Here is a 26,680-nt window from a genome sequence, read left to right on the forward strand (position 1 = left end):
GATACTTTTTGAAGACAAAACACTCAGGGCGAGCGGAAGAAATGAATCATCCACCGCTCGTCCTGAGTGTTCTTCGTAGCCTTGGCGAAGAAGAATGTATCGAAGGATGCGGAAAAAAACAAAACCACAAACCAGGAAAATCTCATGAAAAAATTATACTTCCTCACCTTCATCACAACATTTATCCACGCAGACAATATTGAATTATCTATTTCCGGCGCACAACAAGCACAAATGCCAATTGCCATCCTAGTCCTTGATGAAACAAACAATGAATTAAGCGCAATAGCCAACATTATAAAAAAAGATTTACAATTCACCGATCAATTTGCACCATGCATCAAAAAATATAATACTCATTTATCAAAAAAAGAGCTGAGTAAAAAAGTACAGCAATTAGCACACGCAGGCACTCCGCTTGCACTCTGCATTAACGCTCAATCTTCGCACGTGATTGAATGGAGATTATATGACACAATGCAATGCACCATGTTACAAGGCAAAAAATACAAAAAAAAGGGTACCGTTGCTCGCGGATGGGCACATGCGATTGCTGATGGAACATGGAAAACATTAACCGGAAATGATGGGTTTTTTTCTTCTAAATTAGCGTACTGCAAAGATTTACGCGGCCCTAACGGTCAGAAAACAAGCAAAATTTACATTGCAGATTTTGATGGAAGTAACGAAGAACTACTTGTTGACCTTCCAACAATTGCCATTGCTCCCCGCTGGCACACAAAAAAACCTCAACTTTCTTACTCCGAATATACAGACACCAATGTTTGTCTTATGTCTACCTCTCTCAAAAAAGAGAAAAAGATTATATCAGCGCTTGAGGGGATCAATATGCTTGCCTCATTTGCGCAAAACGGTAACGATTATGTCTATTGTGCGTCACGCGGAAATGGTAGCTGTCAAATCTACCTCAACAAAGATAATAATTTAAAACGATGTACCAGAAATACCGGTAACAACACATCACCCATTTTTATAGATGCAGAACGCATCGGCTTGTGCTCTGATTTTCAAAAAGGAAATCCTCAAATTTATATTGGCAACATTACAACCGGACACTTACAACGAATTACTAAAGGCGGCTATTGTACCTCACCTGCTTACTGCCCTATAACAAATAAAATGTCTTATCATAAGATGATTCAAGGTACCATGCAAATAATGATGTATGATTTCAGTTCCAAAAGCCATACACAATTGACTGATGATCCGGGTAACAAACATGAAGCAAGCTTGTCGCCTGATGGAACATATCTGCTTTTCAGCCATGAAGTTGCTTGTGATAAAAGTCGCTTGGCTACCCTTAATTTGTTAACGAACAAAAGAAAATATCTGACAAGCGCACACGATTACTGCAGTTATCCACACTGGTCCCCTTGTTATCAAACGTTTCCTGTGGTGACATAAACAAATTAATTTAAAATCGACAAGTTTTATGGTTATGCTACAATAAAAGTATCAAAAAGAGACCTTTTTATTGTGTAATGTGCTTATAAACCTCAAAAAGTAGATGATATTGTATGAAAAAACCTAAAAACAATAACTCGTGGATCCCTAGCCCAAAAAATATAAAGAATGGACTCATTGCAATTATTATGATTGCAGGAATCCTTCTTATTCTTCATAAGCTGACAGAACTGGGAAGAAACGTTCAAGTTATCTCCTATTCAGCATTCTTGGAAAAAGTAGATCAGGATCTTGTCAAAAAAGTATATGTTTCAGGACAAGATGTTGAAGGTATTCTTGCCGATGGCAGCCGCTTTGAAACCGTCATTGGTAATAATGCGAGCGATTGGGACCGTCTGCGCACACATGGCGTAGAATTTTCAGTCATCTCTCCAAGTAATCAACTGGGAATTTGGTATCTATTTCTTTTTTCATGCCTCTTTGTTGCAATATGGGCAATCTGGTACTTTGTTCGCTCTCGCAATGCTGGCAGCAATGGCGGTGGCGGCAATATTTTTACCATGGGGAAAAGTGGCGCTCGCATGTTTCTACCATCGAGTATCAAAGAAAATTTTAATTCCGTTGCAGGAGCAGATGAGGCAAAAGAAGAACTTGCCGATGTCATTGATTTCCTTAAAAACCCAGCAAAATACCAACGCCTTGGCGCTAAAATAACCCGTGGCGTACTGCTTATTGGTGAACCAGGCAACGGTAAAACATTATTAGCACGCGCTGTTGCGGGTGAAGCTAACTGTCCTTTTTTCAGCATAAGTGGTTCAAACTTTATTGAAGTTTTTGTGGGTGTGGGTGCCGCACGTGTTCGTGATCTTTTTGCACAAGCACGTAAACATGCACCAAGCATTATATTTATTGATGAAATTGACGCAGTTGGTCGCCATCGTGGGAGCGGTATGGGTGGTGGCAATGATGAACGCGAACAAACACTCAACCAGCTTCTTGCTGAAATGGATGGCTTTGAAGTTTCTCCCTCTCCTATCATTGTAATTGCTGCAACAAATAGAGTTGATGTTTTGGACAAAGCATTATTACGTCCAGGACGTTTTGATCGTCGCGTTATTGTACCATACCCAGATTTAAAAAGCCGCGAAGCCATTTTGGCGGTACACACAAAAAACATAGTTGCGGAAGAAGAACTTAATCTGAGAAAAATTGCGCAGGGAACACCAGGATTTTCTGGTGCAGACCTGGAAAACTTGGTCAACGAGGCAACAATCATTGCATCAAAAGAAGAAAAAGATATGGTAACAATGCACGATTTTGATCAAGCACGCGACAAAATTATGCTTGGTAAAGAAACAAAAACCATCATGCTTACGCCTGAAGATAAAAAGCTCATAGCGTATCACGAAGCAGGACACGCTCTTGTGCGTCTTTTATTACCAGAGACATCTGATCCATTGCACAAAGTTACTATTATTCCTCGTGGCTCTGCGTTAGGCGTGACGCACTTTTTGCCAGAACGTGAAAAATATATTACCACCAAAGAAGAAATGGAAGCTACAGTTATGTCGGCACTTGGTGGTAGAGTTGCAGAAGAGATCGTCTTCAATTCACTGACAACCGGCGCATATAGCGACTTCCAGAATGCAAATAGGGTTGTACGTAACATGGTGTGCCACTATGGCATGTCGCCAGAGCTTGGCACCATTATTTATAGCCAGCAACATGGGGAATTTGAATATTCTCAAAAAACGGCTGAAAAAATTGATGCGGAAGTTCAACGATTGACGGCATTGTATCACGACCAAACGCGCACATTGCTGGAAGCAAACCGTGACAAGCTTGAGCTGCTCGCCAATGCATTGATCGAAAAAGAGACCTTGCATGCAGAGGAAATTTATGAGTTACTGGCCATAACTCCCCGCCAAGCTCATAAATTTGTGTAAACGTTCTTGTAAATTTTTATCTTTTTGTTATGTTAAAAGTAAGTAAATAGGCTTTAAGGAAGGTACGCATCATGTCTAGAATCTGTTCAGTGTGCTCAAAGGGCCCACAGGTAGCAAATTTAGTAAGTAACGCAAACAACAGAGTAAAACGCTGGGTATACCCAAACGTTCATACCGTACGCTACACTTTAACTGGTGACGCGGACAATCATGTTCATCGTTCAAAAGTCTGCACAAAATGTGTAAAAGCAGGCAAAATTAAAAAAGTTCTCTAATATTAATCAGGGTTAATCGATTATGCCAAATATTAAATCAGCAAAAAAACGCGTTCTTCAAACAGAAAAACGCCAACTTCGCAACCAAGCAAGAAAATCTTCCCTCAAAACAGCAATCAAAAAAGTTGTTGTTGCACTTGAGCTGAATGATGTTGAAGCTTCAAAAGCATTATTAGTTGCAGCAGAAAGCAAAATTGCTCGCGCAAAAGGCAAAGGCCTTCTGCATCCAAATACCGCCGCTCGCAAAATCAGCAGATTAGCTAAAAAAGTTGCTGCGGCAACAAGAACAGCGTAAAAAGCTGACTTCTTTTTTAACCCCACGCTCTATTCGCGGCCTTCGTAGCTTTATGCGAAGTAGGCTCATTATGCATGGGGACCCCTTCAAAAGAAGTATTTTTTTGTTCACGATATGCAATACCCCATTTGTAGAAAAATTACAAATGGGGTATACTATTTAGTAGCATTCCTATTTTTATATAATTCCGGATAAATATGAACAAATTTTTCCTGAGCATAGCATTCCTCATCACAACTACACATGCACTGTCCAATGATGCAGTCAGCTCACCCACTACATTGACACCCGTTGAACGTGATCGTTTAAGAGCTCTTTATACCGTTGCAGCAATGATTCCTTTATTTGAAAAAGAAGGCGATATAGATTTTGACTATTTCTTGGATGTCTTGGAAAAGCATGTAAAAATCATAGAACATAAAATTCGTACAAAGAAAAGTGGGTGGTCTTCTAAGTCTTTGAAAATAAGCCTTGCTGTAACAGGAATATTAACTACTGGGTTGAGTTGTTTAACCTATCCCATTTGGCATAGCCTTTCAACAGGTAAGTTTTACAATGCAACCATTCCATATTCTATGATCGCACAATTACCATCACTAAAGTTCACGCGATCTGAAAAAAAGAAATTGGACCTTATTGATGTAAAAAAAATAACAATTTTATGTGAGAACATATATGAGCAATACTTTTGGAAATCTGAAATTAATGCATTATCTCCTTCTGCTGCAAAAAATCTAGAATATCTTGCCCGTAAAACAGCATTAAATCAGGCAAAGACTCTGATTGGTGCTGCAGCCGTTCTGCTCTTACTGGTGGTTGCTACCATCGCATACCCCCAAATTTATAAAGCTCTTTATTATACGGAACATCTTGCAAAACGCTTAGAAGGCGATAGACACCTCTCTAAGCTCCTACGAGAAGAACGAAACAATCGTCGTTTGCTAGCTATAAGAGCTCTGCGTAACCCATGAACTATATTGATATGAAGAAAATTTTATTATTCCTAGTCCTGATATCCGCTTCATATCTATTTTCCGGAAATGAAAATAAAAAGCTTCCTGTCGTGAGTGGTACTGATTACCAATTATTGAACAACCTACGCAAAGAATATGAACGAGATTCATCATTGTATAAAACATATAATAGCTTTTGGCTTGATCAATATTTAAGAGCTCTCGAAAAGCAGATACAAATACTAAATAATAAAATGCTTCCAGAAAACAGCTGGGAGGAAAAGAGAAATATTGTAATGGCTGGACTCATTCCAATTGCAATCAGCGCAGCTCTTATTTCTCATGCCATCTACAAATGTTATCAACGACATTCTAAGTTTATATTCAGAAAAATTTTTGATAGCCCAGCTATCCTATCCGTGGCATACATTCCACTTGGCTGCTATATTTTTCATATGGCATTCTGCTATGAAGAAACCACGAACGAAAAATTAAAAAAAGATAAACAAATCTACGATCTTCTTAAAGAAGAAGAAAAACGGCGATGCAAATGAAGAAAATTTTACTTTACCTCACCGTACTAACCTTTGTAATCTCTCTATCGTCTAATAATTTTGATTCTGCATCAATACAACGCAATATATCGTGGCAAGATGTTCAACGGTTACAAGAAGCAGCCCGCGCACGTGATATACTGACCTCGGAAGAACGTTTGTGCTTTAATTGTCTGTGTCAAAATTATAAAGATGATCCGTTATTCTATAAAACAAAAGATATCGATTTTATTAACTATGCTTTAGAAAATCTATCCAAGCATATTCGAATATTGGAAAACGACTCTCGCCCTGAAAATATCCACAAGGAAAAAATAGCTTTTACAATAGCGGGTCTTATTCCCGCCATGCTGTTAATGTACATGGGCGGTTTTGATGCTACATTTTACCTATGCAGAAAACACTGGGAACTGATATCAGGTAAGTTCGAGGATATTTATATTCCCTCCAAACTATTTGAAGGCCTCTCATCTGAAAAGTTTTCATTGAAAGAAAAACGATATTTAAAGCGTTTCAGTGTTGAAAAAATAGTATCATGGGACTATGGTATATGGCATTATAACAACTCAACAGATAAAGATAGAGAGAAGACCGCTACAAAATTGTCCCATCGCAATAAAGAAAAACTTAAATATTCTGCCTTACGCTATGAAGTCAACCAACACAAAACCCAGTTAAAATCAGACCTTCTTTGTCCTATCATCATATTGCTGGGGGCTATTGCATGCGGATTGCCAGCTTTTTACTCCACACTCTATTGTGCAGAAACTACGGCAGAAAAATTAAAACTGGCCAGAAAGCTCTATAAATTGTTCAAAGAAGAAAAAGAACACCGCTTTTCTTTTTCTCAAAAATCTATATAATTATTAATTGTAATAATATTGATTTTAAATACGAATCAACCAATGGTACTAAAAATGAAAAAATTACTCCTTTTTGTCGTCATATTGTTTTCTTACGTTGGATCAAATAACGCCTTTAGTGACCGGTGGAATATAGATCACAATAGCCTTAACCCCAAACCCAAAGATGGCGTAACTGTTTATTACAACCCTGATAAGATTAATATGACACAAACGACTATTTTGCCGGACCCAACACACCCTATGCCAATAAGCCTTCCTTATGGCTACTCTCTCCCGGTAACACTTGACCCAAAAAAACCAATTCCTGTAACATTTGATAAAGAAACCCCTATCCCTGTCACTCTTGACCTTGGAGAAGGCGTAGGAGAAATGATAGAAAAATTTAATGAAAATTTTGAAGAAAACATAGCTCCTCAGCTAAAACAAACCTTTCAAATGCTTATTGGATCGCTCCTTAATGCCGAAAATGCTATTAGATTTGGGACGCCCATTGCTTTATTTGGTATTGTGGGAATATCTGGATTTTATGGCGCACGCGTTTTTTGGAAAGTACTAGAAAAAAATTTCCTTTCTCCTCGTCCTCAAATTTTACAACCAGGATCAAAATACGGCTGGATAGATCGCTGGAAGCGTTCGCGAGCGGGTTATACAACACCATCAATGATTTTTGACGAGTTAGTTAAAGAACAACTAGAAGAAATTCAAGAAAAAACAAAGAACATCAAACAACATATTCTTAGCGGCAAAAAAATAACCTACGATAATCTCTTACTCTATGGTAAGCCAGGAACAGGTAAAACATTATTCGCGCACATCTTAGCCGATAACACCGATATGGACTTTTTATTGGTTACTGCAGCATCACTACTCCAATCAGGAGTTGAAGGTATTAAATACTTTGATGAAATAGTTGAAATGGCGAATAAGAGTAAATATGGCGTTATTTTGTTTATCGATGAAGCAGATGCCCTCTTTATTAACCGTAACATACTCAACCCTGAATCTGATCACTATAAAGTACTTAACCACATATTAGCTGCAACTGGTAGTGGTAGCAGCAAACTTATGGTAATTGCAGCAACAAACCATGCCTATGTTATGGACCCTGCTATGGGACGCCGATTCCAGGAACGTGTAAAAATGCCACTTCCAAGTGAAAAAACACGTAAAGACCTTCTTGACCTTTACATACATGAATACTTATTTGATGAAATAAATAATAGCTTTGAAGGGATCGAAGCCGCACACTCAATCCTTACAGAAGAACGCATCAATGCTATTGTTCAAGAAACTGCAGGCTTATCACATGCTGAAATTAAAGACATGGTCGTCATAATGAGCAAAAAGACGAATGCTATGAGAGATGGTATACTGAACGAACGCACTGTACAAAGTACAATCGACCAGGCAATTGAAAAAGCTGCCGCATTAAAACGCGATAAACTGAAGCTGAAAAAGAGAACAGTCAATCATAGCGAAGTTCAGCAATAACAGAAAAGCAAACAAGGCACCTTCAAAAGAGGTGCCTTGTTTCATTCCAAAATAGCTCGATGGGAATCAAGAATTACTGTTCGATACGCAATCCAAGTTTGTTAACCACCTCATCAAATGACTGCTTCTTAATCCATAAATAAAGCATATCACGGAATTCAAGTCTGTTGTTGTTATTTAGCCAATCACAATTACACTTGGCCACATAACGTACATCCACCACACTGAAAAAAATTCGCATGAGATGATCTTCTTTTATCAATTTTGCAGATTTAACAAACAAATACCACTCTTCTTCAGAATTTTTATAGAAAATACCAGGGTTTTCAACGAGTGTTGATTTCTTCCAGCCCGTAAGCAAATCTTTGACTACTTCATCACATGTGTTCTTAAAAAGACCTGATGCAAGAGCTGCTTCTATATCTGCATCATTATCTTTAAATGACTTATCATCATACAACCATTGCGTAATACCATCCCCCAAACAAATTTTGTTGCAATCATATAACAGATGAGTACCTCCCCCAAAAGAATGCACGGTGCAATGTTTGCCCAATTTCTTTGCAGTATTTTCGTATAGTATATCAATAACACGACTATCTATGCTACCCAACGGTAATACCTTACATTTCTTAGCACACGAACCTTTTCCATCAAATAGTGGTTGATTATATAATGTGGTAACCAAAGTGCTACACATTTCTGATGCTACAGCTGGTGAAGTAATATATTGCTGACGATCTTTGCGTATCTCTTGTAACGATGATGTACCACGATCCATTGCGCCTACAAAAGAAAAAGATGTCACTAAAAAAATTATAAAAAGGTACGTCATCAAAGTTCCTCAACAAAAAATTATAGTAATGATACGCTATGAATGTATATTTTTATACCATTTAGTCAATCTACAAAGGCAATTCAAGATAATATGCGCAAAGTTTTTTGGGATAACCCGTATCAACATACCTTGCAAACGCACGTAGTTTCAGTTGATGGCAACAAAGTTCTCTTTGCCGAAACTATCGCCTATTCCTTTGCCGGCGGGCAGGAAAGTGACAAAGCATTTGTTAATGATATTCCTATTCTAGATTCAAAAATAGAAGGTAATCTTATTTATTATACCCTTCCAGATAATCATGGTTTGCACATCGATGACAAAGTCACCACGACTATTGATTGGCCACGACGATTACAATTAATGCGTCTGCATTTTGCTGCTGAATTGATTCTAGAAATCGTAACGCAAAAATATCATCTTGAAAAAGTTGGCGCACACATTGCAGAACACAAAGCACGCATAGATTTTAAATCTGACACGAATATCTCCACCCTTTTCCCTGCAATATTGGCTGAATATAATGCAATCATTACAAGTAATCGCACTATTGAAAAAGGTTACTCAGATATTGCACATCAACGCCGTTTTTGGAAAATTGATGGTTTTGCGCAAGTTCCCTGCGGTGGTACACACGTCAATTCAACAGCAGAAGTTGGTTTTGTAACACTCAAAAGAGATCGACCGGGTAAATCCATAGAACGCATTGAAATTAAGCTTGTTAATAATTGATAAAAAGGAATACAATATAGCATTCCCTTTTATACCTAAAATTCATCATATACGTCTTTACGATGCTTTATAGTCACTATAATTACTGTGTTCTTATCCGGATCAATGCGATAAACTATTCGATAATCACTAACGCGTAAACGACGATGGCCTTTTAAACTATAACGTAACGGTTTGCCAAAACCTATAGGATCAATCGCCAATCTTTCTTCGATAGCTTTTTTGATCATCGCTCTCGCCGTTGACTGAAGATTTGGAATATCTTCCTTAATAACGGTATCCAAATATTCGATGGTATATCTATTTCCAGGCATCTTCATGACTTATCTTTTTTGCATTTTGCGTATCACGAGATTCAGCAATAGCCGATAAGACCATATCTTCACGACGACTGAGTGCTTCAAGAATAAGTTCTTTAACCAAATCAGAAACAGTTTTTTCTTCTTGTTTAGCCAAAGAACCTAATAAGTTGACGGTATCTTCTTCAAATGTGATATTAATTTGAGGATTTTTCATAATTCTATAGACCTCTTTATACACAACATATACTATAATCATGGCATTTCCGTACTGCCAAGTCAACCATAAAGAATCCTACCGTAATGGCATTCGCATCAATTCAACAGCAGAAGTTGATTTTGTAACACTCAAAAGAGAAAAGCATTGAAATCAATTTAATTGGCACAAAAGCTCCTCATTTTTCTTCCTCTGCTCTTCCAAACAATATCTAAACGCTTGCAAACTTTCTAACATTTCATACGTATTATCAAACTTTTTTGTGTAACAAAATTTTTCTGCCCAAGAAAGAGCTAGTGTATAATCTATCCAAGGATACTTTTCAATAAATTGTTCTACTGCATACCCTCTATCAGCAAGTAACGCGTTGCAAAAATGCAGCAGCATGTGCTGCTCTACCAAATTTTTCACCTGATGATTGCTTCCACGCGCAAGCTGACCAGGAGTTTCTCCTAGAGTATTGGAAGTATCAAAATCAGCCCCATTACACAACAAATAATCAACCAATTGTGCATGGTTTGCAGCCACTGCATAGTGTAAAAGCGTACTCGCTTGATTATCTCTGAGAGTAAGATTAGCTCTGCCTACTCTCAGCAAAAACAATGCTAAATCTTGTTTATTATTTTTAATGTACGTCATTACAGGAGTTAGACCTTCACTATTTTTTATATCATTCTGAGCCCCTCGGTCCCACAAATACTGGATATGTTCTTGTGTAGATACTTTATGCAAGGGAGTGTTACGATCGCAATCAAGTCCATTTGCATTTGCCCCAAACGTTAAAAGATACCGTATGCTGTCATCAATACACAACTGCAATTGCTCATTTTTGCCAACATAATACCACAAGGCATAGTGTAATGGGGCTGCAATTCCGCCATATTCTAGATACAATGCATACGCGTCAACTGCATATGGATTAGTTCTGCAAATTTTTAATATACCATCATATCGGCCCGCTTTTAGGGCTTCAATTAAGAATGCACGATCATTGTCTCTACGTGTTATCATTCTGATAGAACGAACAGCTTCAGGACTATATACACTCGCTACATTTTCCTCGTCAAAAACAGATTTTTTCTTCTGCAATACTGCTATCGCTCTGTGCAATTCAACGCAATAATTGCCAGCTCGTTCTTGTGCTACCAAACTCTTTAAAAAAATTGCGTTATTCGCAACTAAATGATCAAAGTTTTCACAGCTCAACACTGGCGCTCTCCAGACTGGTAACTCTCTTTTGCTCAAATCTAATTTTCTTACAATTTCTTTATCCATTGCAAAAATAATTCCAGCGTAAATCATTGCCACAAAAGCTACCCGTACTACGAAGCATTTCTTCTTTTGCATAATTATGCACAATCCTCAAAAATTTACGTACCAAATTCACCAAGACTTCTTCGACACAAAGGACACTTCTTACTATCTGTACATCGCTGATTATAACATTGTCCACACATAAAATGCTCCAAGTGTCTGTTGACACAAGGAATGTTCGCTAAACTTCTATCATGTGTTTTGCAGTCAATACAATACTGTTTTAGAAACAATGTAACCACAAATGGCCGCATACAATGTGTAACAGGAATTTTATTACCAATATTGTGGTTAAACACCGCACCGTAAGATAACAATTTTTCTATTTTATCATGATCACACAACGCTGCTGCATAATATAGCGCGGTATTACCATCTTTATCGTGCATGTTAACAGAAGCTCCACCTTTTAATACATCTACATACTTGTCATTATCGTACCGAACAACTCTACACAGTAAAGGGATCCCTGCTGTATCACGCACATCAAGACTAAATCCACTATGCATTAATTCCCTGATACAGGTATATGTTTGGGCAGATGCACTACTATCAATAATCTTCTGAGCAAACACTGCACTTAATAAATCAAACATAGAATCATCTTTATACGTATGCAGAATGTACGGATTTTTTCCAATAACGTTTTTTGCTTGATCAAACTCATTACTCTTCAAGAACACTAACAATCGCTGCCGATCGATAGATCTTTGTGCTACCAATTTCGCAAGTATTTCAGTTTCTGGGTCACATCTACCTGTTAGCAAACCATCATCTACTATTGTTTTTAGTGCAGCTTCTGCTATTTCTATACTTGCAGAACAATAACCAAGCGCATCAATCTCAAGAATTTTTTTTAACCATGCTGCATCATTATCCAAAAGCTGTGACCACATAGGCAACTCTACAATAACTCTCTGATATTTTTCTGGACGATCAACCGCAACACAAGAATTTTTTAGTGGGCGCTTCATTCCAAGAATAGTATTGATGCTCAATAATCCCCACAACAAAACGTATAAGACGATCTTCAACCTAATAAATCCTTTTTTTAGACAGCTCCCTTTTTACTACCTCAAAAGACTAATAAGATCTTCGTATCCGTTATGGTAATGTATTGCTAACTTTAATGGAGTTTCTCCATACGCATCAACCAATGTTCTATCTGCTTTATGACCCAATAAAAGTTTAACTCTATCACAAGGAGCACTTGAACTCGCTGCCTCATGCAATAAGGTGTTCTGAAAAGGACCTTCTATACGCTGGTTAACATCTGCACCATACCAAATTAAGCAATCTGCAACTTCTTTATTCAACCGACGCCATGGGTGAAACAATGCTGCATATAATGGCGTCCACCCATGCTCATTTCTTTTTTCTACCAATGCCCCATTTTCTATCAATAATTCTGCTATCTCTTTACTACACGCCAAATGGAGTGGTGTGTCTGCTTGCCCTCCTTTTGTTGCTGCATTACAATCAGCATTTGATACAAGTAAAAAGTGAACATTCGTTGTATAATTTACATGTACTGCAACATGCAGCGGCGTAACTTCACCAAATAATACGCGCTCAAAACAAGAAGATGAAGGACATGCATGATATGAATTTACAATGTCAGGATGTGCAGTAACAAGCTCCTTGACCTTATCGTTATCGCGATCTTTAATAGCCTTGAATAATGTTACTATGGGTTTTTCAACTGGTGCATCCATACACATAGTTTGTGCACAATGCATAACAATACATAACAACAGAATGGTGTACTTTTTCATGACGTTATTCCTATAAATGATATTGATGTAAATGGCTTATAGTATACGTATTCTCAGTAAAAAAAATAGGCGCTTTTTACACGCCTATTTTTGTATTCAAAAAACAACTTATTTTATGATTGAAGATACGCAAGCCACGAAGCAATCCATGCACTTTTAAACATCAAACCTTTTTTATGATCAACTTGATATGAATCCAACTCTTTTTGTAAACCAATAATAATATCATTACGAAATTCAGATTCAAAAGCCCAACCTAAAAGTAATAAAAGCAATGCAACCGGTGATGATTCAATATCCAGTCGTTTTTCCATGTATCGCACCAAACCACCTGTTGTAGCACCAACACAGCCGCTTAATATCAATGATGCCAAATATGATGAATATAGTTTTCTTACTTGTGCTTTACGCCAAACTATATCGTGTTTTTTTACACTCATCTGTTCTGAAACAGCACACACGTGCATAGTTGACAAAGAAAATGCAGCGATAAAAACGAGTAGTTGTTTGTTCATTTTTCGATCTCCTAAAAAATATTTTCAACACAGTGAATCCATATATTTTTTATATTCAATCAAAAAGTTTTTTGCAATGGTTGTTGCAACTTGCGCAGCACCAACGCGTTCGACAAGAATGACAATCACCAATGGATCGTATTCTTTGTACTGAAATTGTCCCACAAACCAACCGTGTTCCAAATATTTTTCATCTAATTTACGTTTACTAAAATCACTTGTTTGCGCCGTACTTGTCTTTGCGTATATTTTCATATCTTTTACATTACGAACACTTCTACCTGTACCACGCTTTACTACAGATTTCATCGATTTTTTTAAAAAGTTAATAGTGTCAGGCTTGATATCAAGAGGACTTGTTACAACCGGTTCATTTATCAAAAGACGCGGTGCAACAAGATTGCCGGTAAAAATACTCGCGATCATGCATGCAATTTGAATAGGCGTTGCGAGTAAAAAACTTTGTCCAATTGCAACAGATAGAGTTTCGCCCGGCCACCAACGCTCACCCTTATAATCAAGCTTCCACTCCCTACTTGGAATCAACCCAACTTTTTCTGGAAATACAATATTCGTTTTTTTACCAAGACCAAATTTATATGCATAGTCAGCAAGAACATCAATATCAATCTTTTTTCCAATTTCAAAAAACAGTGTATTACACGATTCTGCCACTGCTTTTTTTATCGATATTTCACCATGCCCAGAGCGGCGCGCACACCAATATTTACGCTTACCAAATAACGTATATCCTTTGCAGTTCCACAAAGAATCTTCTGGAACAATACCCGTCTCCAGCGCTGCACTGATGGTAACAAGTTTAAATATTGATCCTGCTGGATAGCTTGCATCAAATGCACGGTTAATAAATGGATTGTTTTCTTGCAGTCCTTGCCATGTTTCGTACGAAATAGGATCAAGAAAAATATTAGGATCAAAATCAGGACGTGAGACCAATGAAACAATTGCTCCATCGGCGGGATTGAGTAAAATAAAACTACCAGACCGCGTTTCGGGAAAAACTTTTTCGCACAACAACTGAACATCAATATTAATTGTCGTCTGAATATCATTACCAATCAAAGCTTTTTCAAGTTCAACGTACGATATACATTGCCCAACAGAATTGACCACATTTCGCACCGATCCATCTTTGCCACATAAATCTGCATCGAATAATTTCTCCAACCCAAATTGGCCATTAGCAAGCATACGCATATTACCTAAGTAACCAACAAGATGACTACAACACGTATTATAGGGATAAAAACGTTTAAAATGAGTATCTATAACAATATTTTCATGATTGGGAAATGCTTCTACCAATTTACTCAAAACAGCAAAATCAATATCGGTAACCAATACTATTTTTTTTCCCCTTTTTTCGCTCAACAGAACCGCATCAAACGTAGTTCCAGAAGTCAGATCCACACCGGTAATAGTTTCTATTGTTTGTAACAAAAGTAACTGCTCTTGTGAAAACGCACCCTTTCCTGTTCCTTGCCAATGTACCGTGGTTACAGGACGATTTGTTGCTAAAAGATTTTTATGTATATCAAGAATGTTTCCACGGGCAGATGCAACAGATGTGTAGCGAATAAAATTTTTCTGACTACGTGATGCAAAATATTCTCCACAATAAACTTGCAGATACGTAAGGCGTAAAAAAATGATTCCAAAGGAAATAAGTGTACCGATAAGAATGCACACAATTTTTTTATTAATTGTTACGTGGGATACGTGCATAGCTCTACTTTTTATTAATCATCGCATTAATCGGATGAACGCTTTCACACAATTTTGAAAGATTCTCAAGAGAAACATGCGTATACTTTTCTGTAGTTGCTAATGTTTTGTGCCCAAGAAGTTCCTGCACTGCACGCAAATCAGCACCTTGGTTAAGTAAATGTGTTGCAAAGGAATGGCGCAATTTGTGCGGCGTCAGTGGTCGTTCAATTGGTAAAAAAGATCTAAACATTTTTACAATTCGCTGTACTGAACGAGACGTCAATTTTTCGTAGCGATAGTTCATAAAAAGCGGTTCTTGCTGATCTTGTATTTCTGGTCGTTCTGTTGCGTAATATTCTAGAATTTTTTCTCGCGCCTTAACACCAAATAAAACAATCCGTTCTTTTTTACCTTTACCTAAAATACGAATTGTTTTAGCATCCATGTCAACATCAACAATACACATATTAACAAGCTCAGAGCAACGAACACCTGTGGCATACAACAATTCAAAAATAGTTTTATCACGCACGGGATAACGAGTTGGTAATGCTTCATTTTTTATCGAATCAAGTAAATGAAACAATTCATCAACGCTAAAATAAATAGGCAATTTTTTATCAATCCGCGGTCTTTTTAAATTGAGATTTAATTCAATACCACGAGGTTGCAGAAACCGTTCAAATGATGTAAAACAAGAGAACTTTCTTGCGATAGAACTTTTACTGATTTTTTTATAAAACAATGCAACCAAGTACCGTTCAATAATTTGGCGTAACTCAAGATTGTTTTTATCTTGATCAGCCATCTCATGCCAGAATGTGATAAATTGCTGCAAGTCTAAAAAATAGGCGCGCAACGTATGTTCTGAAAGATTACGTTCCGCTTTGAGATGTAATAAAAATGCTTCTTTGTGTTGTTCAAATTCTTCTTTTTTCATACAAGGCTCCATTAATTCATACCCTTCGATACACCCCTTTGGGGCACTCAGGGCGAACGGAAAAGGGAATATCTTTTTTGTAGATTATGCGAACTTGCTATTACTTTGCTAGAACTTCCCCCACTCCGCTCGCCCTGAGTGTTTTTTGCCTCAAAAAAAGTATCGAAGGGTATCCTAGCAGTATGTTACTAAAGTAAATTATACTCTTTGCAGCGACGATTAACAGAAGAACGATTAACACCTAAGAAAAATGCGATTTTATTTTGGTTTTTGAACTTATTCCACAGAAGGACCATAACGCGTGGTTCCTTGAGTGCTTTTTTACCAAGACGAGCTGCTTCAACAAGATCAGGATCAGTAATATCATATGCAGGATCGAATGAAACCTCTTGATAGATCTGACTTTTTTTAGACTTTTTAACAAGAATGTGCTGCACGCGTGCTTTTAATTCTTGCAAACTTACGGGACGATTATATGCAAACAAATCTTTTTCTTTATCGGTCAACGCCAAAACGTGTTGTAACGCATCGGACATCAATGCCTGTTGCGTAAAACCTTCAGTAAGTGCATGCAATTCATTTTCTGGCAATGTTAATAACGATGGCATAGCAACAACAGTAGATTTGAGTTCTTGGAACAGTGCTTTGCTAAATTTACCTTCTTGAACCAACAACGCCAAATTCTGATTACTTGAACAAATAATACGAACATTAGTGGAGATTTTCTGATCACTTTTGAACTGATTATAAAAACCAGTTTTGATAAACACAGCTAAATATTCCTGTGTTTCCAGGTCAAGGAAATGAATATTTTTGACGAAAAGAGTACCAACATTATCAAGTTTTTCTAACAGAGGTTGTGTATTTTTTGACTGTACTCCAAAAATAGGATTGATACCGAACAGTGCAATTGCTATATCAAAATTGTGCGACGGTCCTTGCAAAGCCATAATATGCAAATTATCTCGCATGCTGATGTGATGCAATATTTCCGCTGTAGGTTGCAAATCTTGTTCCGGCATTTCCAATAAAATTGCCTTTTTACTTAATGCAATTTTAAGCAACTGTACCTTAAAGTTAAGTAACACCGACCCCGAACTGGGAATAAGCTGATTGATCAATTTACCCGACTGCGTTGTTTGTAAATAAAGAAGATAATCCCATTCACTTGGATCTTTTAACAAATCAATATGATGCTTAATAGCATCAGAAATAGAAGGATACGAGACAGTGATAATGATAGTGTTTTTTTCTAAATGAGGAACTGCAGATATCACCAATGTATTATCGGTAGAATCTTTCACAAATATTGTCTTTGGCCCCTTAAACGATTCAACTTGCTGGGCCAATTGCCGCAAAGATTGTGCCAAAGGATGACCATGTTGTTGGTTAATATTAATATCGATCAACTCTTTTGCAGCCTGGTTGCCGTAAGAAAATTGTCTGCTCTTATAAAACAAAATGCCAATATGCTTTGTTTTACTTTTACGTAAAAAAGATCTAATACTCTCTTTATATTGTTCAATTTCTTGATGTTTCTGGTACAAATCTGCCCGCAAATGTTGTGCTTGTTCAATTAAAATATCCAAACTTTTGTTCTGAAGTAGATTGATAATGTTGCCCAAATAACTGCCAAAAACAATCAGCTCATCACGCTCAACATTACTATAAAATTTTTCTGCACGTGCATGCCGTTCAACAATAATATATGCAATTAATTTATCGTTTTCATGAATAGGTAAAAAGATATCCGCATTGATAGTGCTCAAAAATTTTAAAATTATCTCACTTTTTTCACATGCATGATAAAAATGAGTAAAATCAATTTCATCATAAATCAAAATCTTTTCTTCTTTAATCGCATGCTCAATAATATCAGCATGCGTCACCAAAAATGTCTCGATCAGTGAGACTGTCCGATCTTCTATCATATTAAATTGGGACTTATATTCTGGAGTATCGATTTGCCGTAAATATAAACGCGTCCTGGTAAAAGATATACTAAACGTATCTTTAAAAAAATTCTGTGTTATATGTCCAAGTTCACGGAAATTGGTAACACTACTCAGTCTCTCCAAAACACCTTTAAAATCATCAACAAAATTAATGTTCATTGGCTGCTGTACATGATCCTTGAGATTGAGGAATCGCAAGCCAAAAATCTTTTTCGCACAGAAATAAATAGCGAGGGTCAACAAAATAGTAGTAAAGCCAACTGCCGCATAATTGTGTGCTAGTATTTCTAGAGAACGAATTTTAAACGGACACATTTGCACAAAATCGGCTACTAACAATGGAATTATTAGCCCCTTAACAAATATAGATAGCTGTCTTCTTAAAATAAACGGCAAGGATCCAAATCTAATTTCCTTTAACACTACATAAACACTTGGTAGTATCAACGGAATAAGAACATATAATATGGAAAAATCCTGAAGCATAGGTTCTAAATAAAATCGTTGACTCTGATCAGGACAATCAAAATCTAAAACTGCAATAGCTGCAAAAAACATACAAAACGCCCCACTAATGGAGCAAAATAATTTTTGTCGCAACGGAAATGTATATTTTTGAATTACTAAATTCTCAATAAATAGCGCCAATGCCTGATATTGAATAATAAAGAAAATCCATGCAATACGAACGAAAAATAATACTAATTTGTAATCAAGTTGCGATAAAAATAGTATTTTAGAAAGTTTCATCATCCAAGCAAAATCGGAAAACATATTACCAACTATAATAGCCAGCAAAAAATAAAAATGTTTTCCAACTATCGCCGACCTCACAACTTGCTTTATCAAGACTATCAACAAATATGCTTTCAAAAGAAAAGAAAAGCTCGTAGCGATAAAAATAAACAAAAAATTGTTAAAAAATAATTCTAAAAATTCTAAAAAAAACATAATTCTATTGCAGTTTATACTGCGTTTTATTATACTTCTGTTGTTAACTTATAATATTTTAAACTATTTGGAGAATCCATGAAACGATACAACACAGATTTCATTGTATCCTTTTTCAAACAATACTTATTAATTGTTGGTGTACTTATTCTTAATTTACTTGGAGACGGGCCTCCGTTCTAACTATATTCCCATCCTAGCATAATTTTCATGCTATACCAAGCGCTGATAAAGAAACGAGGGTAGTAATGTGGCACAAAAGTCACAGAGCGAAAAGGAACGTGCACGTTCAATTATTTTGATATTGCAAACTGCAACAAAAGGCATGATTGTGCCTGCTGCAACGAGCATTATTAAACAATATGGTCGTGAACCGTTCCTTGTTCTTGTCAGTTGTATCTTGAGTTTGCGGACTAAGGATACTGTTTCTTTGCCCGCATCACAACGATTGTTTGCACGTGCGCAAACACCTGCTGAACTACTCAATTTGTCCGCAAAGGACATTGAAAAACTTATCTACCCTACCGGTTTCTACCGGCAAAAAACTAAACAGTTGCACGCACTGTGCGCTATTTTACTCGAAAAATATCATGGCAGAGTACCAAAAAGAGAAAAAGATCTTTTGGCATTACCTGGAGTAGGTCCAAAAACTACTGCTTTGGTGCTCAGTGAAGGTTTTGGTATTCCCGCAATCTGCGTTGATACCCATGTGCATCGGATCTCCAACCGCTTAGGCTTAGTCAAAACAAAAAATGTTACAGAAACAGAACAGCAGCTTAAAAAGCTGCTGCCAAAAGAATATTGGTCGGAATATAATAAATTGATGGTGAGATGGGGACAAAATATTTGTGTCCCCATCTCACCCAAATGCTCTATTTGTCCATTATTGCCACTATGTCCGCAGATTGGAGTCACTCGCCATCGCTGAATATTAAACTATCTCTTGTTTCGCCCTACTCAACACATCTTCAAGCGTCAATCCAAACTCCTGCTTGCCATCCAAATCACGCAATGTGATAGTCTTATTCTCCACTTCTTTCTTTCCAATCACCAACATCCACGGCACACGTTCAAGTTGCGCACGTTTAATTTGGCCAGAAATTGGATCAGAAGATGAATCAATTTCAACACGCACATCGGCGAACAGCAAAGCATTTGCAACCATGTGCGCATATTCTTTTTGATCATCAGTAATTGTTAAAATCTTAACCTGTACTGGTGATAACCAGAACGGTAATCTACCTTTAAAGTGTTCTAAAATGATTCCAAAGAAACGTTCAAATGAACCATAAATTGCGCGGTGCAACATCACAGGACGTTCTTTTACACCTTCGGATGAAATGTAACTTAAATCAAAGTTTTCCGGTTGGAAGAAATCGATTTGCATAGTACCGCATTGCCACACACGCTTTAATGAATCTTCAATGCCAAATTCTATTTTTGGACCATAGAATGCACCTTCGCCTTCATAAATTGTGTACAATTTGCCTGCTTTGTTGAGTGCACTTTCTAGCGCTTTTGTTGCAACATCCCATAATTCATCACTGCCCATTGATTTTGCCGGTTTTGTTGAAACACCAATAGTAATGTTACTAAATCCAAATGGTTTTAAAACTTCATCCACTAATGCAATAAAATCAGTAACTTCTTGTTCTATCTGTTCTTTTGTACAAAAGATATGTGCATCATCTTGTGTAAATGCTCGCACCCTAAACAATCCACTCAGAACACCAGAAAGTTCGTGTCGATGAACATGACCAAGCTCAGCCAAACGCAATGGTAATTCACGATATGAGTGCGGACTATTTTTATACACTAAAATTGCACCGGGACAATTCATCGGTTTAAGTGCATATGAATGATCATCAATAATAGAAAAATACATATTATCTTTGTAATGCTGATAGTGCCCTGATCTGCGCCATAATTCATCACTCAACATGGTTGGTGTAGAAATTTCTTGATACTTTGCTCTTCGCAAAAGTTTGCGCAAATGTGCAATCAATTCATTCAAAACAATCATTCCACGCGGATGGAAAAAGGGAAACCCAACACCTTCATCATGAAAAGAAAAGAGATCTAATTCTTTTCCTAATCTGCGATGATCAAATTGAATTGCATCCTCACGTTGTTTAATAAACGCATCGAGATCTTCTTGTGAAAAAAATGCTGTTCCAGTAATTCGTTGCAACGGAGTATTTTCTTTATCAGCACGCCAGTATGAACCAGAAATATGGAGCAATTTAAAATATTTAATGTCACCAGTAGTTGCAACATGGCCACCACGGCACAGATCATAAAATTCACCTTGCTCTGCAAGACCAACAGTATCACCAGGAATATCATTAATCAATTCAAGTTTAAATGGATTATCCTTGTACAATTCACGCGCAACATCTTTTGGAACCTGTTTATGAGTGAGTGGAATATTTTGACGTGAAAGTTCATGCATTCTTTCTTCAATAATCACTAAATCTTCATCTTTAAAATTCTTTTCTGGTAAAAAATCATAAAAAAAACCTTCTTTTGTTGCAGGACCAATAGTCAGTATTGTATTGGGAAATAACTGCTTTACAGCCTGTGCAAGCAAATGGGCAGCAGAGTGCCGCAATACGGATAAATCTTTTTCTTTCATGATAAAAGTTCCTTTAAAAAGGGATTACGAGTCTTAAATAAATCAACATAATTATAACGCATACCAATGAAAAATGTAGTTCTTAACAAGTGCTGTCTGGAACCACATAATGCAGTACGCTACGAAGTAACAAAAAAAACGAGGGAATTTTTGATCGCGGATAAACAAAAAAAAACTATTTGTTTACCCGCACATAGTGCATGGTAAACAGGTGAAAGGAAAGGTAGAACAGACAGTGAAAATTAAAAGCAACGGATACATTTATTATCCTATAGATGTATTAAAACCGCAAAGATCCTGATTATCACTATAAATATATTTCTAAAAAAAACAAGACTGTTATAGAATTGCCATCCCATTATCATCGTTCGTTGCTTCAGCTATACCACTATGTTACGCTGCTGATGAATAGGAGTAGTCTTAAACCCCATGTTACATTTTTTTCACATGGGGGGTCCCAACAAAGAGGGTGGAACTGAAGTTTATGTGGGGGTCCCCGATCGGAACGTAGCCTACTTCGCGTACAAGCTGGCAAGGCCATGGTGTAGATTGGGGTTAAAGTAGTAGTAGGAATTATAATAATAAATCCCTATATCTATGGGGGTCCCCAATTGAAACGCAGTGTAGGTTGGGGTTAAAAGCATAGGAACGATAAGATGCCTACAAACAAAAAAATCTTTATCCTCGACACTAACGTTTTAATACATGACCCAAAATCCCTATTTAGCTTTACGGGTGCTCATGTTGGAATACCAGCCGTTGTCTTGGAAGAGCTTGATCAGTTCAAAGGTGAAGGAACTGAACGTGGGCGCAACACGCGAGAAGTAATCAGAAATCTTGATCAACTAAGGTCAGAAGGGTCACTACGCGATGGGGTTCCCCTTGATGATGGTGGCACACTACAAATTCTTTTTTATGACGACACTATATTAAAAAAAACTCCCATCATTATGAGCGCAGGTGATAATGAAATTTTACTCACCGCTCTCAGTATGCAGCAACAAGGCTATGATGTAACATTCATATCTAAAGATCTTAACGCACGCGTTAAATCAGATGCTCTTGGACTTACAACAGAAGATTACACAAAAGAGCACGTCAGTGAAGAAGAATTTTATCAAGGATGGGTGAAAGTTTCTGTCCCTGCTGTAGAATTAAAACGCGAATTTCCTACACAGTTAACACATCTTGTTAAAGATGGCCTTATTCTACAAAATGAGTTTGTGTTGGCAGAAAGCAATAATAACCCCCACAATTCCCGTGTTTTTCGCTATATTGGTAACGAAAAATTTAGACCTGTATTTAATCCATCTTTCAATTGGCCAATACAACCACGCAATCCACAACAATTGATGGCTCTTGAACTTTTGCTTGATACCAACATTCAATTTGTTTGTTTATTTGGTCCTGCAGGTACCGGTAAAACATTTTTAGCACTCCTTGCAGGATTACATCAATTATTCATTAATAAAAACTACGATCGCATGATCATCTCTCGTCCAGTAGTTCCGTTGGGACGCGATATCGGTTTTTTACCAGGAACAGTAGAAGAAAAATTACATAGTTGGATGATGCCTATTTACGACAACATGCAATACATAATGCACACTATCAACAAGTCAAACAGCCTTAGTCAAAGAGATGAAAATGAAGAAAATGGTGGTGGTCGTAAGCAAAAACAGAAAAAAGGTCCTCATAAACACAAAAAACCAAACCACGGCATTACATTCGATGACCTACTCCATCAAGGAAAAATTGCCTTGGAAGCAATCACGTACATGCGCGGTCGTACTATTCCATATCAATTAATTTTGATTGATGAAGCACAAAATTTAACACCGCATGAAATTAAAACATTAGTCACGCGTGTTGGTGAAGGCAGTAAAATTATTTTGACCGGTGATCCATACCAAATCGATTCACCATATCTTGATTTCAGTAGTAATGGTTTGGTTGTAGCAAGTGAACGGTTTAAAGGACAGTCTATGTTTGGTTCTGTGTATCTGCCAACCAGTGAGCGTAGTGAATTAAGTAGATTAGCAGGTGAGTTACTTTAAAAAAATTCACTTTTAAAATAGAAAAACCTGCACTTATTAAAAGCGCAGGTTTTTTTTAATTAGCTTACATTTACACTTGATGCACATCAGCATCAACAACCGTATCTTTTTTTTGTAAATCACCCAAATACGACGGCAAATTAACACCAGACATAGCAGCAATTTCATGCAATGGCGGTAATGCTCGTATCATACTACTGACAAAGTTTGATGTAGAACTGCTACCTTTTTCAAATGAACCGCTATCCCACACTGTGATTTTATCAATTTTAAGATTTCTAATGGCTTCTGCTTGCAGCTTTGCAATCTCTTCAAGCTTTTCAATCATCAGCATTGTTGCTGCATCTTGACTATTATTAGCACATGCTTCAACCAAAAGTTTATACCCTTCTGCTTTTGCTGTTAACACTTTACGCATACCTTCAGCTTCAGCTTCTTTAATTTGCAAAATAGCAGATGCTTTACCTTCAGCTTCAATGCGCTGTCGTGCTGCATCAGCTGCGGCAGCGATTTCTATTTTTTTACGTTCAATTTCTTTGGGTACAATTTCTTCTGCTTGAAGGCGTTGTAATTCAGCAATACTTTTTGCTCTATTAATTTCAGCATATGCATTTTGCTGAGCAATTTGTCCACGTTGAGCTGCTTCAGCTTCTTGTTCTAAAAGTTGCGCATTCACGCCAGCAATTTTTGCTTTTGCTTCATTTTCACCCTGAACAGCATCAGCATTGTAGGTAGCAACTTGAATACGGCGTTCTTTTTCCGCTTCCGCCTTACCAATGTCACCACTTTTTTCTTGGTTAGCAACATCTACCTTCGCCTGATTGAGGGCAGTAGACACAGACTTTCTACCAATACTTTCGATGTAACCAGATTCGTCAGTAATATCGGTAATATTAACGTTCAACAACATAAGCCCGATTTTTTTCAATTCTGATTCAATGTGCTTTCTAATTTCTAGTAAAAATCGCTCTCTATCTTGATTGATTTCTTCAATCATCAATGATGCAACTGTCAAACGCAGCTGACCAATAATAATTTCAATCGCCATCATCTCGATATCTTTACGCGTCAAGGTAAGCAAACGCACTGCTGCATTATTCATTGCTTCTTGCGTCGTATCAATAGCAACAGTAAAAGTACTTGGCACATTAATACGAATGTTTTGTTGAGATAACGCAGATTTAAGTGGAATATGTAACGTCATGGGTGTTAAATCAAGAAACGCATAATCTTGGATAAGTGGCCAAATAAATGCACCACCACCATGGTAACACTTAACTGATTGTTCGCCAGAAATCTTTCCATATACCGCTAAAATTTTGTTAGAAGGACATCGTTTATAACAACTTGCAAGAAAGCACAATGTAAAAAAAATAAATAACGCAAAAGCCGCTGAAGCAATAACAATAAAATCAACCATATCAATTCCTCACAATAGAGTAATTCTTTTAACCAAAACTGTTTCATAATCCAGCACACCAACCACTTCAACAGAGCAAAATGATTCTATGCTGTGATTATCATGCGATTGAGCAAGGAGCTCTCGTGTTACACCATCAACAACGAGTTGAATTTTCCCTTGTCCCTTGTGGGATATACGCTGATACACCGTCCCCACCATACCTACTGTTTTTTCTATATCAAAACGCGTACCAGAACTAACTAATAATTGTGACCATTTAAAAATAAGCGCCGTGAGAAGCATTGTTACAAAACCAGCAATAAAAGAAAATAATATTGCTATATGCTGGCTACAGTGCAGCTGCTTAGCACATGCAAGACCAACCCATCCAAACATCATAAAAAAGCCTGAAATAGAATGCAGCGTAAATAATTTAAATGAACCAGTGTGATGATGATACTTATCTGCATCTTCAATCATCATGTCATCGCTCTCATGCAATTCTTCACTAAAACCATCAATTATTGTTGCGCATAAACGCAAAATAAAAAGCACTGTCCCAAAAAGAGCACTTGCCCAAAAAACAAGACCAGGCGCTTCTTTTAAAAAAGAGATTACAGAAATAAACATAATGCCTCCCTTAAAACCATGGTCCACACGAACACAAACGCTTTATGATTGCCCACAGAGCTGGCAACAACCTATTCTCTTGCAACGCAATAGCCGCAAATTTTGTACAACTAACAGCATACTTGCAATGAGCAGTGCCAAATAATGGACGAATTCCGATAATTAAAAAAATAACTATTTTATTGAGAATACGCATTAAGAACCTACCCCTACACTGCAGAGAATGTCTTAACCCACAATAAAAACTATCCCCCTCCGCTCGCCCTGAGTGTTTTTGTCTTCAAAAGGGAAAAAATTACTTAAGTTTAGGGGTATATGCATCAAGGATAAGAGTTTTCAGTTGATCAAAGGACAGTTCTGTAAGTTTTTTCTGTGCTATAACAACACAATCAAAGTTACGATCAAACAATTTTTCTTCATAGAAGATTGCTTTTATGCGCCGACGAATCAAGTTACGCTCGGGAGCATTCCCTACTTTTCGGGATGTAATGATAAGAACTCTGCCAAATTCGCACTGTCGCGGTGCAAGCAAAATGGTGCAAACACCATTTCTAATAACACGCCGAGCATGTTGAAAAAGATAATCAATTTCACGCTTGGTAAACTTTGAGATCTTTTTTGCTATGCTCGGCATATAATTACCCAAAAACAATATTTTTAGTACTTGCTTGGCGCTAAACGTTTGCGACCTGAAGAACGGCGACGATTGATGATTTTTCTACCATCTTTTGTGCTCATTCTTTTAAGAAAGCCATGTTTTCTGCGACGTTTTAGATTACTTTTTTTAAAAACCGTTAATGACATAAACTTCTCCGTAATAATTTCATATATCTTATATTCTAAAGCAAAAACAGTATTATTTCAAATTATTGCTCAAATCCAAATAAATT

The 26,680-nt window shown here is 37.1% G+C and carries 26 protein-coding genes; 10 read left to right on the forward strand and 16 right to left on the reverse strand.

What is annotated here, in order from left to right:
- Nucleotides 1-144: 144 nt before the first annotated feature.
- The 7 genes from VJJ26_02100 to VJJ26_02130 all read left to right on the forward strand — a co-directional run bounded on the left by VJJ26_02100 (nucleotide 145) and on the right by VJJ26_02130 (nucleotide 7,805).
- Nucleotides 145-1,425: a hypothetical protein gene (locus VJJ26_02100; protein ID HLC06958.1), complete on the forward strand. Its 1,281-nt coding sequence runs from the start codon at nucleotides 145-147 to the stop codon at nucleotides 1,423-1,425.
- Nucleotides 1,426-1,538: 113 nt separating this feature from the next.
- A complete protein-coding gene (ftsH, locus tag VJJ26_02105; protein ID HLC06959.1) occupies nucleotides 1,539-3,371 on the forward strand; it encodes an ATP-dependent zinc metalloprotease FtsH in 1,833 nt (610 codons plus the stop codon).
- A gap of 297 nt (nucleotides 3,372-3,668) precedes the next feature.
- Nucleotides 3,669-3,941, forward strand: coding sequence for a 30S ribosomal protein S20 (gene rpsT / locus VJJ26_02110; protein ID HLC06960.1), 273 nt, complete (start codon nucleotides 3,669-3,671; stop codon nucleotides 3,939-3,941).
- A gap of 197 nt (nucleotides 3,942-4,138) precedes the next feature.
- Nucleotides 4,139-4,912, forward strand: coding sequence for a hypothetical protein (locus tag VJJ26_02115; protein ID HLC06961.1), 774 nt, complete (start codon nucleotides 4,139-4,141; stop codon nucleotides 4,910-4,912).
- 11 nt (nucleotides 4,913-4,923) lie between these two features.
- Nucleotides 4,924-5,448 (forward strand): hypothetical protein, encoded by a 525-nt coding sequence (locus VJJ26_02120; GenBank protein ID HLC06962.1) that lies wholly within the window; start codon nucleotides 4,924-4,926, stop codon nucleotides 5,446-5,448.
- The gene (locus VJJ26_02125) at nucleotides 5,445-6,311 is read left to right on the forward strand and encodes a hypothetical protein (GenBank protein HLC06963.1); all 867 of its coding nucleotides are present in this window, start codon (nucleotides 5,445-5,447) and stop codon (nucleotides 6,309-6,311) included. The genes VJJ26_02120 and VJJ26_02125 overlap by 4 nt, the downstream gene beginning before the upstream one ends.
- Nucleotides 6,312-6,365: 54 nt before the next feature.
- Nucleotides 6,366-7,805 (forward strand): ATP-binding protein, encoded by a 1,440-nt coding sequence (locus VJJ26_02130; GenBank protein ID HLC06964.1) that lies wholly within the window; start codon nucleotides 6,366-6,368, stop codon nucleotides 7,803-7,805.
- Between the two features lie 73 nt (nucleotides 7,806-7,878).
- Here VJJ26_02130 and VJJ26_02135 read toward each other — a convergent pair whose 3' ends face one another.
- The gene (locus tag VJJ26_02135) at nucleotides 7,879-8,640 is read right to left on the reverse strand and encodes a hypothetical protein (GenBank protein HLC06965.1); all 762 of its coding nucleotides are present in this window, start codon (nucleotides 8,638-8,640) and stop codon (nucleotides 7,879-7,881) included.
- Nucleotides 8,641-8,733: 93 nt separating this feature from the next.
- Here VJJ26_02135 and VJJ26_02140 point away from each other — a divergent pair, with 93 nt between their 5' ends.
- A complete protein-coding gene (locus tag VJJ26_02140) occupies nucleotides 8,734-9,372 on the forward strand; it encodes an alanyl-tRNA editing protein (GenBank protein ID HLC06966.1) in 639 nt (212 codons plus the stop codon).
- Nucleotides 9,373-9,407: 35 nt separating this feature from the next.
- Here VJJ26_02140 and VJJ26_02145 read toward each other — a convergent pair whose 3' ends face one another.
- The 9 genes from VJJ26_02145 to VJJ26_02185 all read right to left on the reverse strand — a co-directional run bounded on the left by VJJ26_02145 (nucleotide 9,408) and on the right by VJJ26_02185 (nucleotide 18,949).
- Nucleotides 9,408-9,692, reverse strand: coding sequence for a type II toxin-antitoxin system RelE/ParE family toxin (locus VJJ26_02145; protein HLC06967.1), 285 nt, complete (start codon nucleotides 9,690-9,692; stop codon nucleotides 9,408-9,410).
- The gene (locus VJJ26_02150) at nucleotides 9,673-9,930 is read right to left on the reverse strand and encodes a DUF6290 family protein (protein HLC06968.1); all 258 of its coding nucleotides are present in this window, start codon (nucleotides 9,928-9,930) and stop codon (nucleotides 9,673-9,675) included. Before VJJ26_02150 ends, VJJ26_02145 begins: the two co-directional genes overlap by 20 nt.
- A gap of 111 nt (nucleotides 9,931-10,041) precedes the next feature.
- Complete coding sequence (locus tag VJJ26_02155; protein ID HLC06969.1) at nucleotides 10,042-11,190, reverse strand: ankyrin repeat domain-containing protein; 1,149 nt, start codon at nucleotides 11,188-11,190, stop codon at nucleotides 10,042-10,044.
- Nucleotides 11,191-11,258: 68 nt separating this feature from the next.
- Nucleotides 11,259-12,236 carry an ankyrin repeat domain-containing protein gene (locus VJJ26_02160; GenBank protein HLC06970.1) on the reverse strand — a complete coding sequence of 326 codons (978 nt, stop codon included), beginning with the start codon at nucleotides 12,234-12,236 and terminating at the stop codon, nucleotides 11,259-11,261.
- Between the two features lie 36 nt (nucleotides 12,237-12,272).
- Nucleotides 12,273-12,977 (reverse strand): ankyrin repeat domain-containing protein, encoded by a 705-nt coding sequence (locus VJJ26_02165; GenBank protein HLC06971.1) that lies wholly within the window; start codon nucleotides 12,975-12,977, stop codon nucleotides 12,273-12,275.
- Between the two features lie 113 nt (nucleotides 12,978-13,090).
- Nucleotides 13,091-13,492 carry a hypothetical protein gene (locus VJJ26_02170; protein HLC06972.1) on the reverse strand — a complete coding sequence of 134 codons (402 nt, stop codon included), beginning with the start codon at nucleotides 13,490-13,492 and terminating at the stop codon, nucleotides 13,091-13,093.
- A 24-nt stretch (nucleotides 13,493-13,516) separates the two neighbouring features.
- Entirely contained in the window at nucleotides 13,517-15,238 is a 1,722-nt protein-coding gene (locus tag VJJ26_02175) for a penicillin-binding transpeptidase domain-containing protein (protein ID HLC06973.1), read from the reverse strand.
- A 4-nt stretch (nucleotides 15,239-15,242) separates the two neighbouring features.
- Nucleotides 15,243-16,160, reverse strand: a complete 918-nt coding sequence (gene xerA / locus VJJ26_02180) for a site-specific tyrosine recombinase/integron integrase (protein HLC06974.1) — start codon at nucleotides 16,158-16,160, stop codon at nucleotides 15,243-15,245.
- Nucleotides 16,161-16,348: 188 nt separating this feature from the next.
- Nucleotides 16,349-18,949 carry a sigma 54-interacting transcriptional regulator gene (locus VJJ26_02185; GenBank protein ID HLC06975.1) on the reverse strand — a complete coding sequence of 867 codons (2,601 nt, stop codon included), beginning with the start codon at nucleotides 18,947-18,949 and terminating at the stop codon, nucleotides 16,349-16,351.
- A gap of 367 nt (nucleotides 18,950-19,316) precedes the next feature.
- On the opposite strand from VJJ26_02185, the gene nth reads away from it, so the two are divergent.
- Nucleotides 19,317-19,994 (forward strand): endonuclease III, encoded by a 678-nt coding sequence (nth, locus tag VJJ26_02190; protein ID HLC06976.1) that lies wholly within the window; start codon nucleotides 19,317-19,319, stop codon nucleotides 19,992-19,994.
- 3 nt (nucleotides 19,995-19,997) lie between these two features.
- Here nth and thrS read toward each other — a convergent pair whose 3' ends face one another.
- Nucleotides 19,998-21,701, reverse strand: a complete 1,704-nt coding sequence (gene thrS, locus VJJ26_02195; protein HLC06977.1) for a threonine--tRNA ligase — start codon at nucleotides 21,699-21,701, stop codon at nucleotides 19,998-20,000.
- A 656-nt stretch (nucleotides 21,702-22,357) separates the two neighbouring features.
- Here thrS and VJJ26_02200 point away from each other — a divergent pair.
- On the forward strand, nucleotides 22,358-23,758 hold the full coding sequence (locus VJJ26_02200; protein ID HLC06978.1) for a PhoH family protein: 1,401 nt from the start codon (nucleotides 22,358-22,360) through the stop codon (nucleotides 23,756-23,758).
- Nucleotides 23,759-23,828: 70 nt separating this feature from the next.
- On the opposite strand, the gene VJJ26_02205 is transcribed toward VJJ26_02200, so the two are convergent.
- The 5 genes from VJJ26_02205 to rpmH form a co-directional block, all read right to left on the reverse strand.
- Complete coding sequence (locus VJJ26_02205; protein ID HLC06979.1) at nucleotides 23,829-25,178, reverse strand: SPFH domain-containing protein; 1,350 nt, start codon at nucleotides 25,176-25,178, stop codon at nucleotides 23,829-23,831.
- A 9-nt stretch (nucleotides 25,179-25,187) separates the two neighbouring features.
- A complete protein-coding gene (locus VJJ26_02210) occupies nucleotides 25,188-25,790 on the reverse strand; it encodes a hypothetical protein (protein ID HLC06980.1) in 603 nt (200 codons plus the stop codon).
- A gap of 10 nt (nucleotides 25,791-25,800) precedes the next feature.
- Nucleotides 25,801-25,986, reverse strand: coding sequence for a membrane protein insertion efficiency factor YidD (yidD, locus tag VJJ26_02215; GenBank protein HLC06981.1), 186 nt, complete (start codon nucleotides 25,984-25,986; stop codon nucleotides 25,801-25,803).
- Between the two features lie 99 nt (nucleotides 25,987-26,085).
- Nucleotides 26,086-26,424, reverse strand: a complete 339-nt coding sequence (gene rnpA, locus VJJ26_02220; protein ID HLC06982.1) for a ribonuclease P protein component — start codon at nucleotides 26,422-26,424, stop codon at nucleotides 26,086-26,088.
- A gap of 23 nt (nucleotides 26,425-26,447) precedes the next feature.
- On the reverse strand, nucleotides 26,448-26,594 hold the full coding sequence (gene rpmH, locus VJJ26_02225; protein ID HLC06983.1) for a 50S ribosomal protein L34: 147 nt from the start codon (nucleotides 26,592-26,594) through the stop codon (nucleotides 26,448-26,450).
- Between the last annotated feature and the right edge of the window lie 86 nt (nucleotides 26,595-26,680).

This window comes from Candidatus Babeliales bacterium (assembly GCA_035288105.1).
Taxonomy (GTDB): Bacteria; Babelota; Babeliae; order Babelales; family Vermiphilaceae; genus SOIL31.

What these genes read in the sequence shown, in the direction of transcription:
- VJJ26_02205 (HLC06979.1), bottom strand. Translation starts at nt 25,178, where the DNA reads ATGGTTGATTTTATTGTTATTGCTTCAGCGGCTTTTGCGTTATTTATT.
- xerA (HLC06974.1), bottom strand. Translation starts at nt 16,160, where the DNA reads ATGAAAAAAGAAGAATTTGAACAACACAAAGAAGCATTTTTATTACAT.
- ftsH (HLC06959.1), top strand. Translation starts at nt 1,539, where the DNA reads ATGAAAAAACCTAAAAACAATAACTCGTGGATCCCTAGCCCAAAAAAT.
- VJJ26_02135 (HLC06965.1), bottom strand. Translation starts at nt 8,640, where the DNA reads ATGACGTACCTTTTTATAATTTTTTTAGTGACATCTTTTTCTTTTGTA.
- VJJ26_02100 (HLC06958.1), top strand. Translation starts at nt 145, where the DNA reads ATGAAAAAATTATACTTCCTCACCTTCATCACAACATTTATCCACGCA.
- yidD (HLC06981.1), bottom strand. Translation starts at nt 25,986, where the DNA reads ATGCGTATTCTCAATAAAATAGTTATTTTTTTAATTATCGGAATTCGT.
- VJJ26_02210 (HLC06980.1), bottom strand. Translation starts at nt 25,790, where the DNA reads ATGTTTATTTCTGTAATCTCTTTTTTAAAAGAAGCGCCTGGTCTTGTT.
- VJJ26_02165 (HLC06971.1), bottom strand. Translation starts at nt 12,977, where the DNA reads ATGAAAAAGTACACCATTCTGTTGTTATGTATTGTTATGCATTGTGCA.
- VJJ26_02125 (HLC06963.1), top strand. Translation starts at nt 5,445, where the DNA reads ATGAAGAAAATTTTACTTTACCTCACCGTACTAACCTTTGTAATCTCT.
- VJJ26_02150 (HLC06968.1), bottom strand. Translation starts at nt 9,930, where the DNA reads ATGATTATAGTATATGTTGTGTATAAAGAGGTCTATAGAATTATGAAA.
- VJJ26_02115 (HLC06961.1), top strand. Translation starts at nt 4,139, where the DNA reads ATGAACAAATTTTTCCTGAGCATAGCATTCCTCATCACAACTACACAT.
- VJJ26_02175 (HLC06973.1), bottom strand. Translation starts at nt 15,238, where the DNA reads ATGCACGTATCCCACGTAACAATTAATAAAAAAATTGTGTGCATTCTT.
- VJJ26_02145 (HLC06967.1), bottom strand. Translation starts at nt 9,692, where the DNA reads ATGAAGATGCCTGGAAATAGATATACCATCGAATATTTGGATACCGTT.
- VJJ26_02200 (HLC06978.1), top strand. Translation starts at nt 22,358, where the DNA reads ATGCCTACAAACAAAAAAATCTTTATCCTCGACACTAACGTTTTAATA.
- VJJ26_02120 (HLC06962.1), top strand. Translation starts at nt 4,924, where the DNA reads ATGAAGAAAATTTTATTATTCCTAGTCCTGATATCCGCTTCATATCTA.
- VJJ26_02140 (HLC06966.1), top strand. Translation starts at nt 8,734, where the DNA reads ATGCGCAAAGTTTTTTGGGATAACCCGTATCAACATACCTTGCAAACG.
- rpmH (HLC06983.1), bottom strand. Translation starts at nt 26,594, where the DNA reads ATGTCATTAACGGTTTTTAAAAAAAGTAATCTAAAACGTCGCAGAAAA.
- rnpA (HLC06982.1), bottom strand. Translation starts at nt 26,424, where the DNA reads ATGCCGAGCATAGCAAAAAAGATCTCAAAGTTTACCAAGCGTGAAATT.
- thrS (HLC06977.1), bottom strand. Translation starts at nt 21,701, where the DNA reads ATGAAAGAAAAAGATTTATCCGTATTGCGGCACTCTGCTGCCCATTTG.
- VJJ26_02155 (HLC06969.1), bottom strand. Translation starts at nt 11,190, where the DNA reads ATGATTTACGCTGGAATTATTTTTGCAATGGATAAAGAAATTGTAAGA.
- VJJ26_02170 (HLC06972.1), bottom strand. Translation starts at nt 13,492, where the DNA reads ATGAACAAACAACTACTCGTTTTTATCGCTGCATTTTCTTTGTCAACT.
- rpsT (HLC06960.1), top strand. Translation starts at nt 3,669, where the DNA reads ATGCCAAATATTAAATCAGCAAAAAAACGCGTTCTTCAAACAGAAAAA.
- VJJ26_02130 (HLC06964.1), top strand. Translation starts at nt 6,366, where the DNA reads ATGAAAAAATTACTCCTTTTTGTCGTCATATTGTTTTCTTACGTTGGA.